The 16,667-nt window shown below is 52.0% G+C and carries 17 protein-coding genes and 1 rRNA gene; all 18 read left to right on the top strand.

Going from position 1 to position 16,667, the window contains the following annotated elements:
* Positions 1–170: 170 nt before the first annotated feature.
* Complete coding sequence (nadA, locus tag BLQ82_RS29405) at positions 171–1,109, top strand: quinolinate synthase NadA (protein ID WP_062520152.1); 939 nt, start codon at positions 171–173, stop codon at positions 1,107–1,109.
* Between the two features lie 39 nt (positions 1,110–1,148).
* Complete coding sequence (nadB, locus tag BLQ82_RS29400) at positions 1,149–2,765, top strand: L-aspartate oxidase (protein ID WP_062520155.1); 1,617 nt, start codon at positions 1,149–1,151, stop codon at positions 2,763–2,765.
* Positions 2,755–3,630, top strand: coding sequence for a carboxylating nicotinate-nucleotide diphosphorylase (gene nadC / locus BLQ82_RS29395; RefSeq protein WP_062520157.1), 876 nt, complete (start codon positions 2,755–2,757; stop codon positions 3,628–3,630). Before nadB ends, nadC begins: the two co-directional genes overlap by 11 nt.
* Positions 3,627–4,394 carry a type III pantothenate kinase gene (locus BLQ82_RS29390; protein WP_062520160.1) on the top strand — a complete coding sequence of 256 codons (768 nt, stop codon included), beginning with the start codon at positions 3,627–3,629 and terminating at the stop codon, positions 4,392–4,394. Before nadC ends, BLQ82_RS29390 begins: the two co-directional genes overlap by 4 nt.
* A gap of 46 nt (positions 4,395–4,440) precedes the next feature.
* Positions 4,441–5,325: an Hsp33 family molecular chaperone HslO gene (hslO, locus tag BLQ82_RS29385; protein ID WP_062520163.1), complete on the top strand. Its 885-nt coding sequence runs from the start codon at positions 4,441–4,443 to the stop codon at positions 5,323–5,325.
* A gap of 9 nt (positions 5,326–5,334) precedes the next feature.
* Positions 5,335–6,279, top strand: coding sequence for a peptidylprolyl isomerase (locus BLQ82_RS29380; RefSeq protein ID WP_062520166.1), 945 nt, complete (start codon positions 5,335–5,337; stop codon positions 6,277–6,279).
* A gap of 215 nt (positions 6,280–6,494) precedes the next feature.
* A complete protein-coding gene (gene cysK / locus BLQ82_RS29375; protein WP_020426064.1) occupies positions 6,495–7,433 on the top strand; it encodes a cysteine synthase A in 939 nt (312 codons plus the stop codon).
* Between the two features lie 255 nt (positions 7,434–7,688).
* Complete coding sequence (locus BLQ82_RS29370) at positions 7,689–9,332, top strand: anthranilate synthase component I family protein (protein ID WP_074648806.1); 1,644 nt, start codon at positions 7,689–7,691, stop codon at positions 9,330–9,332.
* Positions 9,329–9,910 (top strand): aminodeoxychorismate/anthranilate synthase component II, encoded by a 582-nt coding sequence (pabA, locus tag BLQ82_RS29365; protein WP_062520171.1) that lies wholly within the window; start codon positions 9,329–9,331, stop codon positions 9,908–9,910. Before BLQ82_RS29370 ends, pabA begins: the two co-directional genes overlap by 4 nt.
* A complete protein-coding gene (locus BLQ82_RS29360; RefSeq protein ID WP_062520174.1) occupies positions 9,907–10,788 on the top strand; it encodes an aminotransferase class IV in 882 nt (293 codons plus the stop codon). Before pabA ends, BLQ82_RS29360 begins: the two co-directional genes overlap by 4 nt.
* A complete protein-coding gene (folP, locus tag BLQ82_RS29355) occupies positions 10,785–11,642 on the top strand; it encodes a dihydropteroate synthase (RefSeq protein ID WP_062520176.1) in 858 nt (285 codons plus the stop codon). Before BLQ82_RS29360 ends, folP begins: the two co-directional genes overlap by 4 nt.
* A gap of 51 nt (positions 11,643–11,693) precedes the next feature.
* Positions 11,694–12,056 carry a dihydroneopterin aldolase gene (folB, locus tag BLQ82_RS29350; protein WP_062520178.1) on the top strand — a complete coding sequence of 121 codons (363 nt, stop codon included), beginning with the start codon at positions 11,694–11,696 and terminating at the stop codon, positions 12,054–12,056.
* A gap of 10 nt (positions 12,057–12,066) precedes the next feature.
* On the top strand, positions 12,067–12,618 hold the full coding sequence (gene folK / locus BLQ82_RS29345; RefSeq protein WP_062520181.1) for a 2-amino-4-hydroxy-6-hydroxymethyldihydropteridine diphosphokinase: 552 nt from the start codon (positions 12,067–12,069) through the stop codon (positions 12,616–12,618).
* The gene (locus BLQ82_RS29340; RefSeq protein WP_039785042.1) at positions 12,570–12,779 is read left to right on the top strand and encodes a helix-turn-helix domain-containing protein; all 210 of its coding nucleotides are present in this window, start codon (positions 12,570–12,572) and stop codon (positions 12,777–12,779) included. The genes folK and BLQ82_RS29340 overlap by 49 nt, the downstream gene beginning before the upstream one ends.
* A 48-nt stretch (positions 12,780–12,827) precedes the next feature.
* A complete protein-coding gene (gene dusB, locus BLQ82_RS29335; RefSeq protein WP_062520183.1) occupies positions 12,828–13,844 on the top strand; it encodes a tRNA dihydrouridine synthase DusB in 1,017 nt (338 codons plus the stop codon).
* A 201-nt stretch (positions 13,845–14,045) separates the two neighbouring features.
* Positions 14,046–14,525, top strand: a complete 480-nt coding sequence (gene greA / locus BLQ82_RS29330; protein WP_025706947.1) for a transcription elongation factor GreA — start codon at positions 14,046–14,048, stop codon at positions 14,523–14,525.
* Between the two features lie 161 nt (positions 14,526–14,686).
* Complete coding sequence (lysS, locus tag BLQ82_RS29325) at positions 14,687–16,204, top strand: lysine--tRNA ligase (RefSeq protein ID WP_143013591.1); 1,518 nt, start codon at positions 14,687–14,689, stop codon at positions 16,202–16,204.
* A gap of 352 nt (positions 16,205–16,556) precedes the next feature.
* Positions 16,557–16,667, top strand: a 16S ribosomal RNA gene (locus BLQ82_RS29320); the annotation flags it as partial.

The raw sequence follows: 16,667 nt of genomic DNA, 5'->3' as shown, positions 1-16,667 counted from the left end.
GTTACATTGACAGTGGGAGTAACGTTGTGTACATTAGTGATTAAATATTAAATAATCTAATGGCTAAGCAATCGCAGCGCCGGGTGGCTGCTGCGTACCCGCACACTCCGGGGGAATATGATTAGAATGAGACGGCCTAGGCCGTAAAGACATAAGGGGGAGAACAGACCGTGGAAGCTCTGGCGCTTGAGCGCAAGCAGGAACAGAATCGTGAACTTCGTGTGCGCCTCGAACAGCTAAAAAAAGAACGGAATGCAATCATTTTGGCTCATTATTATCAGCGTGATGAAATCCAGGAAGTGGCGGATTTTCGGGGGGACTCTTTTTTGCTCGCTCAAAAGGCTGCGCAGACAGATGCCGATGTCATCGTATTCTGCGGCGTCCACTTCATGGGAGAAAGCGCCAAAATTCTGGCACCGGACAAAACCGTGCTTATTCCGGATGAACGTGCCGGCTGTCCGATGGCAGACATGGTGAACGTGGATGGACTGCGTAAGCTGAAGGCACAGCACCCCAATGCCAAAGTGGTCACCTACATCAACTCTTCAGCCGAAATCAAAGCGGAAACGGATATCTGCTGTACATCTGCCAATGCGGTGAGGGTGATTGAGTCGCTGGATGCTGAAGAGATTATCTGGGTGCCCGATAAGAACCTGGGCCAATACGTACAGGATCAGACCGGCAAGAAACTGATCATTTGGGAAGGCTATTGCAATACTCATGATATGCTTACGGTCAAAGATGTGGTTGAAATGAGAGCGAAATATCCTGAGGCTGAGTTTGTCGTGCATCCCGAATGCCGTCCTGAGGTAGTGGCCTTGGGCGATTATGTAGGCAGCACCACATCGATTATTGATTATTGCAAGAAATCTGACCGCAAGCAGTTTATTGTCGGAACAGAGGACGGTACCGGTTATCAGCTCCGCAAAGACAGTCCGGATAAGGAATTTCATTTTGCCACCAAATTCCTCGTTTGTCCTAATATGAAAGTCAATAATCTAAAAAAACTGGTCAAATGCCTGGAGACGATGAAGCCGCAGATTTATGTACCGCCTGCAGTCGCCGACAAAGCCAGAACATCCCTAGAGCGCATGCTACAAGTCCGGTAGCATGCGCTACTCTTTCGTTGAAACAGGTGAAAAGCGGTCATGATTCCACAATATTTGGTTGATTTCGACCTTAGCGAGCTTCCAACGGTGCAGACGGATTGCATCGTCATCGGCTCAGGCATCGCCGGTTTGTTCACGGCCATCAAAGCCAGTGAAGACCGGAAAGTCATTATGATAACCAAAAAAACGCTGATGGAGAGCAATACCCGCTATGCCCAGGGCGGCATTGCCGCAGTGTTTGCTGAAGATGATTCTCCGGCGTATCATCGCCAGGATACCCTGATGGCCGGAGCGGGCCTCAACTCTTCGGCGGCTGTAGATGTGCTTGTGAATGAAGGGCCTGAAGGGGTGCGTGAGTTAATTCGTTTAGGCACACTTTTTGATAAGGAAAACGGCGTGATCGCGCTCACCCAGGAAGGTGCGCACAGCCACCGCCGCATCCTGCATGCTAATGGGGATGCTACCGGATACGAGATTGTACGCGCTTTGGCGGAGCAGGTAGCGCAGCATAAAAACATAGAGGTATGGGATGAGCATTTTGTGATTGACCTCATTACTGACGGTGGTGAATGCGTAGGTGCCCTGGTACAGCGCCCAGGCGGCGGCCGCTTGTTCCTTCAGGCGGATGCAACCATCCTATGCTCCGGAGGAGCGGGGCAATTGTACCGCTATACCACAAATCCCGAAGTGGCAACGGGAGATGGCGTGGCGATTGCCTACCGGGCTGGAGCGCATATCCGGGACATGGAATTCATTCAATTCCACCCGACTGCCCTCAGTTATCCGGGAGCGCCGCGCTTTCTTATCTCCGAGGCTGTACGCGGCGAGGGGGCTGTCCTGCGCAACATCAATGGCGAACGTTTCATGGAGCGTTATCATGAGCTGCTGGAATTGGCTCCGCGCGATATCGTTGCCCGTGCCATTGTTAGCGAAATGGAACAGACCAAATCGACTTTTGTCTATCTGGATATTACTCACGAATCGGCAGACATGGTCAGACACCGCTTTCCGACGATCTATCAGACCTGCATGAGCTATGGACTGGACATTACAAGTGATTGGATTCCAGTAGCTCCGGCTGCGCATTATATGATGGGGGGCATCAAAACCGACCTCAACGGGGAGAGCAATATCGGCCGGCTGTTTGCCTGCGGGGAAGTATCTTCTACCGGTGTGCAGGGAGCAAATCGGTTGGCCAGTAATTCGCTGTCTGAGGCGGTTGTTTTCGGGCGGCGGATTATCGAACGCATCCGCGAGTTGCCGCCGCGTGAACGCGGCGCCATAGCGGCAGGCTGCGACGAAGGACGGGTGGAGTCTCCAACCCAGGCCATTGTTGAGCGCCGCCTGAAGCTGCAGAAGGTAATGGTGCGCTACGCAGGACTGCGCCGGAATGAGGAAATGCTGTCCAAGGGACTGGATGAATTGAAGCGTCAGCTGCCTATTTTCCATTCGGCTCTGACCAAACGCGAGGAATACGAGTTCGCCAATATGCTGACCTGCTGTCTGCTGATTACCGAAGCGGCTTTAACCCGACAGGAGAGCCGTGGTGCGCATTACCGTGAGGATTACCCGCAGCGGGATGATGCAGGGTGGCAGAAGCATCTGCTCCAGATCCGCGAACTTGGAATAGTGGAGGAATTAAGTGATGATGTTTAATGGCTACAATGAAGAACTGGTACAAACGATTAAAGGCTGGCTGCATGAGGATGTAGGCTCTGGTGATATCACAACCCGCACAACGATTCCTGCAGGGCACGAGTCCAAAGGTATTATACATGCCAAAGAAGACGGGATCATCTGCGGCATTCCTGTGGCAGAGCTGGTATTTGAAGTGGTTGACCCCTCTCTGGTATTCACTGCCTTGGTGCAGGAGGGCCAGGCTGTTACCAAAGGAACTGTTATCGCTGAAGTGGAAGGCAGTACACATGCGATTCTTACCGGAGAACGGTTGGCTCTTAATTTGATGCAGCGACTATCGGGAGTGGCTTCCCGCACCCATTCCTTTGTGCAGAAGCTTGAAGGCCTGCCTTCCCGGCTGGTGGATACACGCAAAACGACCCCGGGTCACCGGATGCTGGAGAAATATGCAGTCCGTATCGGCGGCGGCGCTAACCACCGGTTTGGCCTCTACGATGCCGTAATGATTAAGGACAATCATATTAAGGGGGCGGGAGGGATCCGGCAGGCTGTGGCCCGGGCCCGGGCTAATATTCCGCACACGATGACCATTGAAGTCGAGACAGAGAGTCTGGAACAGGTAGAGGAAGCACTTGCGGCAGGAGCCGATATTATTATGCTGGACAATATGTCTCCTGAACTGATGACAGAAGCCGTGAGACGCATCAAAACCAAAGCGCCCCATGTCAAAACGGAAGCCTCCGGCAACGTATCGCTGGAAACAGTGCGCCGCATTGCAGAAACCGGGGTTGATGTGATCTCTGTCGGCAGGTTGACGTATTCCTTCGCCAGTCTGGATATCAGCCTGGATCTGAATGCGAAGAAGGAGGAGCCCTTCTCATGATGCTTGCTGTAGATATAGGCAATACTAATATCGTCCTTGGGGTATACCGGGGGCGTGAGCTGCTTCACCATTTCCGCCTCAGTACTGCCCGTCAATCCACTGCAGATGAATATGGGGTGTTGATTCATAATCTGTTCCATATGTCCAACATTTCGTTCAAAGATGTGGAAGGAGTCATTATCTCCTCGGTTGTTCCGCCGCTTGTGCAGGTCATTGTGGAAATGTGCGTGAAATACATCGGCAAGGAGCCGCTGCTTGTAGGCCCGGGGATTAAGACCGGGCTTAATCTGCGGTATGAGAATCCTCGCGAGGTGGGTGCTGACCGGATTGTGAATGCGGTTGCTGCGATTGAACAATATCAATGCCCGCTGGTTGTCGTTGATTTCGGAACGGCGACTACATTTGATTGCATTGATGCCGGTGCGAACTATCTTGGCGGAGCGATTGTGCCTGGACTGGGCATTTCTACAGAAGCCTTGTATCAGCGGGCTTCCAAGCTGCCGCGGATCGAACTGGAGAAGCCCAAGAAAGTGATCGGACGCAATACGGTCCATGCCATGCAGGCAGGGATTATTTTTGGCTATGCGGGACAGGTTGAAGGGATTGTAAGACGCATTAAGGCAGAGATGAACGCCCCAGTGCTGAAGGTGATTGCTACCGGGGGGCTGGCGACACTCATTGCCGGTGAAACAGAATGTATTGACGAGGTTAATCCGATGTTGACGCTGGAAGGCCTGCGTATTATTTACGACCGCAACAAATAAAAATATAGAAGCCTTAAAGGCAGGCGACAGGAGGAGTACGCACCCAATGGATAACAAGAAGGACCGGCTGATCCGGGGAACCGCGATGAACGGTAAAGTAAGGGCATTTGCAGTCCGCACCACAGCGCTGGTCGACGAATTGCGGCGCAGGCATGATACGTACCCAACAGCTACGGCAGCACTGGGGCGGACCGTTACCGCTGCGGCTATGATGGGCGCAATGCTCAAGGGCGAGGAAAAGCTGGCCATAATGGTCAAAGGAAACGGGCCGCTCGGACAAATTACAGCAGAATCGAATGCCCTCGGAGAAGTGCGCGGGTATGTGCAGAATCCGCATGTTCATCTCCCCAGCAATAGTCTTGGCAAGCTGGATGTTGCCGGAGCTGTGGGAACGGAAGGGTTCATCGATATCAGCAAGGATTTGGGCTTGAAGGAGCCTTACCGCGGCAGTGTGCCGATTGTTTCGGGAGAGCTTGGCGAAGATTTTACGTATTACTTTGCTGTATCCGAGCAGACTCCGGCCGCTGTAGGGCTTGGAGTATTGGTGGATACGGATAACTCTGTGAAGGTGGCTGGAGGGTTCATTGTACAGCTTCTTCCGGGTCTTAGTGATGATGAAATTACAGAGATCGAACGGGCCGTAGGTGCAATGCCTTCTGTTACTGCTGTGCTGGACCAGGGACTTGAGCCGGAAGAGATGCTCCGCTGGCTGCTTCCCGATGTGGTCATCATGGATGGACTGGATATCAGCTTTGTCTGTCAGTGCTCCCGGGAAAGAGTAGAACAAACACTGGTGAGTCTGGGCCAGCACGAGCTGGAGCGGTTAATTGAAGAAGATGATCAGGTTGAAGTGGTATGCCATTTTTGCAACGAGGCTTATGTATTTAATAAAGATGAATTGCAGGTTATCCTGGATCAAGCGAAATCGTAGGGCTATGAGATGATGACAAGACAGGAGCGCCTGCTGCGCAATGCCGTTATTCTTTTGGCGATCGCAACATTAATGCTCGGGGGTCTATTGTTCTGGAGTCTGCGGGCCATGGCTATTCTCAAGGGAGAAGCCGCAGAGGGGGAGTCCTCGGACATTGCCAGGGCGGGAGATCAGCCGGTAACAGATCAGCAATGGATAGGTGAACTCAAAAAAAAGCATGGCGATGAAGTACTGCTCACGTTGCTTAACCATATTGTGGTCAGCAAAGAGGCCAAGGCTCTAGGGATTACCGTGACCGAAAAAGAGATTGAAAAGGAACTGCAGCGCAGTATAGCCGGCTATGGCTCCGAACAGCAGTACTACGAACAGATGGAGTCTGAGCTGGGGCTTTCGCGCGAGGAAGTGCGTGAGGAGGCAGTTTACCGTCTCACTCTTCAAGAAATAGCTACAGCAGGGATTACCATTAGTGAGAGCGAAATCGATGATTATTTAGCGCAAAATGCCGAGCGGTTCACTCCCAAGAAGAAAATGGAGCTCTCCATGATTAAGGTATACACCTACGAAGAAGCAGAGAAGGTGATGGACCGCCTGGAGCAGGATGAAGATTTTGCAGCGCTTGCCGCAGAGGTATCTATCGACGAGGAGAGCCGCCTGCATGGAGGCAGTATTGGTATGGTGGAGGAGGATGACCCATTCTGGCCGGAGGAGCTCCTGCAGACTGCTTCCGGCCTGGAGGCGGGTGATATTGCAGGTCCGCTGCAGGCCGGGGATGCTTATGCAGTGATCCGGCTGGAGAAAGCCATCGTGCCCCGGGAGCAGAATCAGGCAGAAATCAGGCAGCAGGTGCGGGAAGAGCTTGCACTGGAGAAGGCCCCGCCACTTCAGCAGGTGGAAAAGGATTTGCGCGCTAAATATGATACAGCGATATATATTGACAACAGCCTGCAAGATTGATAATATGATCTTAAATGTAAAACCTACTGAATTAGTCGGAAATAAGTAACGGCGGAGGGTCCAATTCCGCTGTCCAGCACTATAACTTGGTGCTGCGGTGTTGAATGTCCTGGTGCAGACCTAGCCGTTTTTTCATACACCCGGAGATCTATGCTGGAGACTATTGTCACAAGTTATGCACCCATTCATTTATCATTCCAAGGAGGTTTTCACTCATGGCTAAAGTCGTCAACAGTGTAACAGATTTGATCGGAGGCACGCCGCTCGTTCGTCTAAACCGGGTGGTTCCTGAAGGTTCTGCTGAAATCTATCTGAAGCTGGAATATCAAAACCCGGGCTCCAGCGTGAAAGACCGCATCGCGATCAGCATCGTGGAAGAAGCTGAGAAGGAAGGGCTGCTGAAGCCGGGCGGTACGATTGTAGAAGCTACCAGCGGGAACACCGGTATTGGGCTGGCACTTGTTGCTGCGGCCAAAGGCTACAAGGCGGTTATTGTTATGCCTGAAACGATGAGCCTTGAACGCCGCAATCTGCTGCGTGCTTACGGTGCGGAGCTGGTGCTTACTCCGGGATCGGAAGGTATGAACGGTGCGGTTAAGAAGGCTGAGCAAATCCTGAGCGAAAACCCTGATTATTTCCTGGCTGAGCAATTCAAGAATAAGGCCAACGTTAAGATCCACCGTGAAACCACCGGTCCGGAAATCGTTGAAGCCATCGAGTCCATTGGCGGACCCTTGGATGCCTTTATTGCCGGAGTAGGGACTGGCGGAACCATCACAGGCGCCGGTGAGGTTCTGAAGAGTAAATATCCTAATGTGAAGATCTATGCCGTAGAACCTGCGGCATCGCCAATTCTGGCTGGCGGCAAGCCTGGTCCTCACAAGATTCAAGGGATCGGAGCAAACTTCATTCCGGATATTCTGAATCAGAATGTCTATGATGAAATTATCCACGTGGAGAACGACGAAGCGTTCGAAACCGCACGCCGCGTAGCGAAGGAAGAGGGCGTTCTGTCCGGTATTTCTTCCGGTGCCGCCGTATTTGCAGCCCTCAAAGTGGCCAAAGAGCTGGGAGCGGGCAAAAAAGTCGTAGTGATTATCCCGAGTAACGGTGAACGTTACCTGAGCACTCCACTTTACAATTTCGAAGTGTAATTGCTGATAAGCATACCCATAGAGCCTTCCTATCCGCTGTCACAGGGATTAGTGAAGGCTCTTTTTTCGGAAAAACAATCATTCAGGCTTTTCAAAGCGGTCCAAAGTACAGTATACTGACAGGCAATAAACCTAAGGATATGTATGTGGCTTTTACGAATGCAAAGGCTGCGCAAAACAAAGCGAATGCTTACGAAGCAAGTTTTGTACGAAGTGAATTCTAAGAAGCTTATGCTATACAAAACTTTTAGGGGGATGGCTTTGGAGATTATAACAGCGTGGCAGGACTGGGAGCAATGGGCGCAGGAAGAATGGAGCCTACTCCCCCTTATTATACGAACGCCGCAGGACAAGGGGGGATTGCCTGCCTCCTGGATGAAGGCCTGGGAGCTGGCCTCTCCCTATTCTGTGGTGCTGGAGAGTGGTAAGGGCGGCCGGTACTCATACATTGGCTTGCACCCTGTTTCCGTACTGCAAGGCCAGGCAGGTGCAGCCGAGATATACAGCTTTCCATCAGACGGGACAGGTATGGGGGAGCCAATATTGGAATCCGTACAGACGGGCGAGCCTTTGAAGGTGCTGGAAGCCTGGATGAAGGGCTTCGCCTCACCGAAGCTTCAACTCTCTGTGCTCCCTCCGTTTATTGGCGGCTGTCTTGGATTTCTCAGCTATGATGTGGTCCGTTCTCTGGAGAAGCTGCCCGTTTGGGCCAAGGATGATCCGGGGTTTCCCGATTACCTCTTCATGAGGCTGGAAGAGCTGTGGATCTTTGACCACCAGGAGGATATGTTGTACTGCACAGTCCATGTGCCTGTGCCTGCTGCTGCGCAGTCATCCGGTCGCGCCGAACTGAAAGACCTGTACCAGAAGGCTTCCCGGCGGGCTGAGCGGATGCTGGAGCAGTGGAGCCTGATCTCTGCCGCACCTGGGACTTCTGAAGGCGGCACAGCCGAGGCTGCCAGGGCCGTCGAGATTGCCGAGGCCGCCGCAATGGCAGCCCATAGCGATGATTCCGGCCAATGGCCGGGCATGACTTCCGCCTTCTCGCCAGAGCAATTTCAGCAGGCGGTCCGCGAGGTCCAGGAGTACATCCGTCAAGGGGATGTATTCCAGGTGAACCTGTCGCTGCGCCAGGAGGCCCGGCTGAAATCCTCGCCGGAGGATGTGTATGAATGGCTGCGCAAGCTCAACCCGTCCCCGTACATGGGGCTGCTGCGCTCGCCCGGCTTCGCCCTCGCCAGCGCATCGCCCGAGCTGCTCGTCAAGCTGCACGGGGACAAGGTCAGCGCCCGCCCCATTGCCGGCACCCGGCGCCGGGGCCTGACTCCCGCGGAGGACGCCGCCATGGAGGCGGAGCTGCGCGGGAGCGAGAAGGAGATCGCCGAGCATATTATGCTTGTCGATCTGGAGCGCAACGACATCGGCCGTGTCGCTGCATACGGAACGGTCAGCGTGCCGGAGCTGCTGACCGTGGAGCGATACTCGCATGTGATGCATCTCGTCTCGCAGGTGGAGGGCACCGTCGCGCCCGGCAAGGGCGCATACGATGTCATGGCCGCCTTGTTCCCCGGCGGCACCATCACCGGTGCGCCCAAGGTGCGCACCATGGAGATCATCGAGGAGCTGGAGCCCGTACGGCGCGGTCCATATACTGGATCGATGGGCTGGATTGACTATAACGGCAATATGGAATTAAATATTATTATACGGACACTGGCAGTGAAGGACGGAATAGGCTATATCCAGACAGGTGCGGGCATTGTGATTGATTCTGACCCGTACCGGGAATACCGGGAATGCCACAATAAAGCCAAAGCCGTAGTGAAGGCGGTTCTCTGCAGTGAATACCAGCAGAAATTGCGTGCCGCCGGCGGCGCCGAAGGAGGAGCAACATTATGATCTTAGTTATCGATAATTATGATTCCTTTACGTACAACCTGGTGCAGTATCTGGGGGAGCTGGGGGAGGAAGTCCAGGTATCCCGCAATGATGAGATTACCATTGAGGAGATTGAGGCGCTTGCACCGGATCATATTCTGATTTCTCCAGGGCCCTGCACACCGAATGAAGCGGGGATAAGCCTTGCGCTGATTCAGCATTTCAAGGGCATCATCCCGATCTTTGGCGTCTGTCTGGGCCATCAGGCCATTGGACAGGCTTTTGGCGGCAATATCATCCGGGCAGAGCGCCTGATGCATGGCAAAACCTCGCCGATCCACCACAACGGCACCTCCGTATTCGAAGGACTGGAGTCTCCGTTCACCGCGACCCGCTATCATTCACTGATCGTGGAGCGCGAAAGTCTGCCTGACTGCCTGGAGATCACAGCGGAAACGGCTGAAGGCGAAATTATGGCGCTGCGCCATAAGGAGTATCCGATTGAAGGCGTACAGTTCCATCCCGAATCGATTATTACGAATCATGGGCATACCATGCTGCGCAATTTCCTGAAACGGAGAGCCGGAGAACCGGTATGAAATATATTGGATTCAACCACCAGGTAGTTGATGCCAAGGATGCCGTGATTTCCGCTCTGGATCACGGCTTTTTGTACGGTATGGGCCTCTTTGAGACCTTTCGCACGTATAAGGGTGAACCGTTTCTGCTGCAGCGGCACGTGGACAGACTGGCGGAGGGCTGCAGGCAGCTCGGGATTCCTTTTGAGGGAGATGCGATTCGGCTGCGTGACTGGATTCAGCATGTAATGGGCAAAAATGAATTACAGGATGCCTATATCCGTTATACCGTAACAGCCGGTGAAGATATTCTGGGTTTGCCGGCGGCTGAGTACAGTCAACCTAACCATCTGCTCTACATCAAAGAGCTGCCGCGTCTTCCGGACACGCTCTACCATGAGGGGAAAGGCCTGCAATTGTTGAACTTGCCGCGTAATACACCGGAGGGGCCAGTGCGATTGAAGTCGCTGCACTACATGAACAATATACTCGCAAAGCGTGAACTGGCAGGTTATGCCTCAGCAGCATACGGTGCAGAAGGACTAATGCTGACCGCGCAAGGCATGGTTGCCGAGGGCATTGTCAGCAATGTTTTTTTCATTGCCGATAACGTGCTCTATACCCCGGACATCACAACAGGCATTCTGCCGGGAATTACCCGGGAAATGGTTCTGGAGCTGGCAACGGCAGCCGGGATTCGGATTGAAGAAGGCATGTACCGGTGGGAACAGCTTGCAGAGGCAGATGAGATTTTCCTTACCAACTCGGTGCAGGAGATTGTTCCGGTTACAACACTATGGCGCGCAAATGACCGGCAGACCGTCAGCGGCGGAGGCTGCGGAAGAATTACGGGTTTACTGCTGGAAGCATATAGGGAAAGGACGGGATTACCGGAATGAGACCCTTGATATATAAACGGAATTACCGCCTGGGGGGCGCAGAACTCACACTGGGTGCACGAACACTGATTATGGGCATCCTGAACGTCACCCCGGACTCTTTTTCCGATGGCGGATTGTGGGATGAACCGGAAAAAGCTGTAGAACATGCGCTGCAAATGGCGGCGGAGGGGGCCGATATTATTGATATTGGCGGTGAATCGACACGGCCCGGCCATCAGCCGGTAGGCCTGGAAGAAGAATTGGCCCGCGTGCTGCCGGTCATTGAAAGTATTCACCGTGCGGCTCCCCAACTGGTTTTGTCCATCGACACCTATAAGGCGGAAGTAGCCCGCCAGGCCATCGAAGCAGGTGCTCATATTATTAATGATGTGTGGGGCGCCAAAGCTGACCCGGATATGGCTGCAGTCGCTGCGGAAGCGGGCTGTCCGATTATTCTAATGCACAACCGCCTTGAACGGAATTACCGGGAGCTGGTCAGTGATATGTGTGCCGATCTTGGGGAAAGCGTGAATCTGGCATTGGCCGCGGGAGTGAAGCCGGAGAATATTATTCTTGATCCCGGAATCGGTTTTGCCAAGGATTATGCAGAGAATCTCCAGGCCATGATGAATTTGGACCGGCTGACAGAGCTTGGATACCCCCTCCTGCTGGCTACCTCCCGCAAAAAATTCATTCGTACCGTCCTGGATCTCCCGCCGGATGATGTGGTGGAAGGCACGGCCGCCACCGTGGCATTCGGAATTGCCCAAGGGTGCCAAATTGTGCGGGTGCACGATGTAGCCAGGATTAAGCGGACTGTGCAGATGTGCGATGCCATGCTTTATGCGGCGGCGCCATTGGCGCTTGAATAAACGATGAATTACCGGAGCGAAAAATCAGATATCAGAGAGCAGGGGACCCGCATGGATAAAATGACACTGCACCGTATGGAGTACTATGGTTACCATGGAGTGTTTGAAGAGGAGCGCAAGCTGGGCCAGCGCTTTTACATTGACCTGGAGCTTGAGCTTGACCTGCAGGCCGCTGGCCGCAGCGATGATCTCACACTTACTGTAAATTATGCCGAAGTGCACTTCCTCGTTAAAAAAATTGTCGAAACAAAATCATTTAAACTCTTAGAAGCTTTGGCTGAATATATTGCATCCTCGTTACTGGACACTTATACTGTTATCAATGCGGTAACGGTGAAGGTGACCAAGCCGCATCCGCCGTTCGACATTCACTTTCAGGGAGTGACCGTAGAACTGTACAGAACCAGAAAGTGAGAACTCGGTAATGACTATACATTCTACCTCTGAGGCATCAGAGGCTTATATTGCTTTAGGGGCTAATTTGGGCGACCGTGAGGGAACCCTGAAAGAAGCGTTGAACAGACTGAATCAGCATGCCGGGATTGAAGTGGTCCGCTGTTCAAGTGTGTACGAAACGGAGCCTGTCGGTTATCTGGACCAGCCGCAGTTTTTGAATATGGCGGCCGTCCTCCGCACAACCCTTGCGCCGGAAGCGCTGCTTCACGGGATGCTGGACATCGAAAGCCAACTGGGCCGTGTCCGGGATGTCCGCTATGGACCGAGAACGGTTGATCTAGATTTGTTGTGGGTGGAGAACCAGCGCTTCGATACGCCCGATCTGACACTGCCGCATCCGCGGATGCTGGAGCGGGCATTTGTGCTTATTCCGCTGAATGATGTCGTACCACAGAATGAAGAGTCTCCCGGACTCCGGCAGTTTATAACAGCAGCGCTACAAGACATTGACGGAAGGGAAGGAATTCGCTTGTGGACAACAAACGTATGGGACGGCGGGTCAGAGCATTCCGAAAGCTGAAGGGATACACTCAGCAGGAACTGGCGGATTCTGTCGGAATATCCTTGGCTGTGCTCGGCGCAGTGGAGAGGGGCAACAGACGTTTGGAAGATCAAATTTTAAATAAAATTGCGGACGTTCTTGGAATTGCTGTCGACGAATTGGCCAACCCCTCTACCTGAGGGACGTTATCATAGATCCAACACATCAATCAAGGAAGTGAACACAACATGCTGAGGATTGGCGGCATTGAGATGAAGAACCAGGTCGTGCTGGCACCTATGGCCGGCGTATGCAATCCGGCATTTCGTCTAATTGCCAAAGAATTCGGAACTGGCCTGGTCTGCGCCGAAATGGTCAGCGATAAAGCGATTTTGCACGGCAATCCGCGTACGCGGGAGATGCTGTTTGTAGATGAGCGGGAGAAGCCGCTGAGCCTGCAAATATTTGGCGGTGACCGGAAGTCCCTGGTTGAAGCGGCTAAAGTCGTTGATAAAGAAACGAATGCCGATATTATCGACATTAATATGGGCTGTCCTGTACCCAAAGTGACCAAATGCGACGCGGGAGCGCGCTGGCTGCTGAATCCCGACAAAATCTACGAGATGGTGTCTGCAGTCGTTGACGCCGTAGATAAGCCGGTAACCGTAAAAATGCGGATTGGCTGGGACAGTGAGCATATTTTTGTTGAGGACAATGCACGTGCTGTTGAACGTGCCGGAGGCCAGGCGGTGAGTGTTCATGGCCGGACCCGTGAGCAGCTCTACACCGGTCATGCCGAGTGGAAGTACATCCGTATGGCCAAAGAGGCGGTTTCCATTCCGGTTATCGGCAATGGGGATGTAAATACGCCGGAGGATGCGCGGGCGATGCTGGATCAGACCGGCTGCGACGGTGTCATGATTGGACGCGGCGCATTGGGCAACCCATGGATGCTGTACCGTACCATTCAGTACCTGAACACAGGTGAGCTTATGCCCGAGCCTGATCCGGAGGAAAAGATCAAAGTAGCCATTCTTCATATGGACCGTCTGATCAGCCTGAAGGGTGAAGCGGTGGCTGTCCGGGAAATGCGCAAGCATCTGGCCTGGTATTTGAAAGGCATGAAGGCCGCTGCCCGTGTGAAGGATGTCATTATGGAAGAAACCAAGCGTGATGAAATGGTGCGGATATTGAACCAATTTGTCACACAGCTTAAGGACGAGGAAGAGCAGGAAGGCCTTAATTCCTCGCTGACTGCGGTTTAAACACAGAAACTCCTGTCTTTTTGCATAACACACGAACATTATATGGGGCATCATTGACATTTTGTAGCGGTTCCAATATAATTTCACAGTATAAAATCGCCGTTACAGCAGTGGCAATGCAGAAGGAGGGTTCTGTTCCCTCCAGATTCGCATATAGTATGGTGTTTTCAATAAATGTATACGACAGGAGAATCGGTTGAGATGAGCGATAAAGAAGTCATTCTTACACCGGACGGACTTAAGCGTCTGGAAGAAGAACTGGAGACCCTCAAATCCGTAAAACGCCGTGAGGTCGCCGAACGGATCAAAGTAGCTATTGGCTACGGGGATATTAGTGAGAACTCGGAATACGAAGACGCGAAGAACGAGCAGGCTTTCATTGAAGGCCGTATTATTACATTGGAAAAAATGCTCCGTAATGCGCGTATCATCAACAGCGACGAAATCGTTACTGATGTGGTGAGCATCGGGGTTACCGTAAGCGTCGAGGATCTGGAATATGGCGACGTGATGGAATATACGATTGTGGGTACCGCCGAATCCGATCCGCTTAATAATAAGATTTCGAACGAAAGTCCGGTAGGCCGAGCCATTATTGGTAAGAAGATTGGCACCATTGTTGATGTTAGTGTTCCTGCAGGCGTCATTCAATATAAAATTCTTGATATTAGAATGAAGTAATAGGTACCAATAAGGAATAAGTCAAGAAAGCTTCCTTAGGGAAGCTTTTTTCACAAACACATACAGCTTCTATTTGTACGGGAACGGGCTGTCCTCTTGCATAGGGACGGAACCGTTTCTTCTTGTGTAGTTGACAGAGTGAGTAAGAGAGGATGAAAGACATGACCGAGGAAATGAACACTGCGGAGAACACGGAACAAGAGCTTAGTGAGCTTCTAACCATCCGCCGCGGCAAACTGGACGAGCTTCGTGCGCTGGGAATCGATCCATTTGGCAAGAAGTATGAGCGTACGGCAGGTGCCGGAGATATTATGGACAAGTATGACGGGCAAACCAAAGAGGAATTGGATGAGCTTAATCTCGAAGTCAGCATTGCCGGCCGTATTATGGCTAAGCGTGTAATGGGTAAAGCCAGCTTTGCGCACATTCAGGACCTCAGCGGGAAGATCCAAATCTATGTCCGTCAGGACAGTATTTCCGAAGCACAATATGCTGCGTTTAACGTTCTTGATCTGGGGGATATTATCGGCGTTAGAGGCACAGTGTTCAAAACCAGAACCGGAGAAACCTCTATTAAGGTGCATAACCTTGAGGTTCTATCCAAATCGCTGCTTCCGCTGCCCGAGAAATATCATGGCCTGAAAGATGTGGAACTGCGCTACCGCCAGCGTTATGTGGATCTGATTATCAACCCGGAGGTTCAGCAGACCTTCATTACCCGTTCACGGATCATCCAATCGATGCGCCGTTATCTGGATTCGCTTGGCTACCTTGAGGTGGAGACGCCAACCCTTCATGCCATCGCCGGTGGAGCTGCAGCCCGCCCGTTCATTACCCACCACAATACACTTGATATGCAGCTGTATATGCGTATTGCTATAGAGCTGCATTTGAAGCGTCTGATCGTCGGCGGTTTGGAAAAAGTATATGAAATTGGCCGCGTATACCGTAATGAAGGTATTTCAACGCGCCACAACCCGGAATTTACAATGATTGAGCTGTACGAAGCTTATGCTGACTACAAGGATATTATGCACCTGACCGAGAGCATGATTGCTCATATCGCCCAGGAGGTTCTGGGTACACAGAAGATTAATTATCAAGGCCAGGAAGTAGACCTGACCCCGCAGTGGCGCCGTGTGACCATGGTGGATGCTGTCAAAGAGGTGACAGGTGTCGATTTTGGCGTTCATATGACGAATGAGGAAGCTCAGCGCCTGGCGAAGGAACACCGTGTGCCGGTTGAGAAGCATATGACCTTTGGACATATTCTGAATGCCTTCTTTGAGCAATTTGTAGAAGAAACACTAATTCAGCCGACTTTTGTTACGGGGCATCCGGTTGAAATCTCTCCACTCGCCAAAAAGAATGATCAAGACCCGCGCTTTACAGACCGTTTTGAGCTGTTTATCGTGGCCCGTGAGCATGCGAATGCGTTTAGCGAGCTGAATGATCCAATCGACCAGCGTCAGCGCTTTGAGGCACAGATTCAGGAAAAGGAAAAAGGCAACGACGAAGCTCATGAAATGGATGATGATTTCATCCGTGCTCTTGAATACGGTATGCCGCCTACAGGTGGACTCGGAATTGGTGTGGACCGGCTGATCATGCTGCTTACCAACGCTGCATCGATCCGTGATGTGCTGCTGTTCCCGCATATGCGCAATCGTACGGAGTAACTGCCAAGGCTCTCTTCATGATCCTGAGGGAACCCGGAAGATGCAGTTTCCTCAGGAATTATGATTTTAAAAATAATGCTTGCAATGAATCTCTGTACATGGTATATTCTTATTCCGGCCATGAAAGTTAAACGCCGAGCTCGATAAGAAGTTAAAAAAAGAGCTTGCATTAATCGGCCGAACGTGATATATTATAAGAGTTGCTGGTGACGAGATAATATAAGCCAACAACGAGCTTGATCTTTGAAAACTGAACAACGAGTGAGTGGGATTTCACACAAGTGAGATCCAAAATTAGAGAATGCAAATTCTCGTCAGATGTTTCAAAATGAGCAATCGCTCTTTTCAATACTAATTGGAGAGTTTGATCCTGGCTCAGGACGAACGCTGGCGGCGTGCCTAATACATGCAAGTCGAGCGGAGTCTTGTTGGAAGCTTGCTTCCAACCTGGCTTAGCGGCGGA

The sequence above is a fragment of the Paenibacillus jilunlii genome, assembly GCF_900102965.1.
In the GTDB taxonomy this organism is placed as follows: Bacteria; Bacillota; Bacilli; order Paenibacillales; family Paenibacillaceae; genus Paenibacillus_AQ; species Paenibacillus_AQ jilunlii.
The sequence above is the reverse complement of the archived record's forward strand: the minus strand, read 5'-3'. Positions and strand labels throughout refer to the sequence as shown.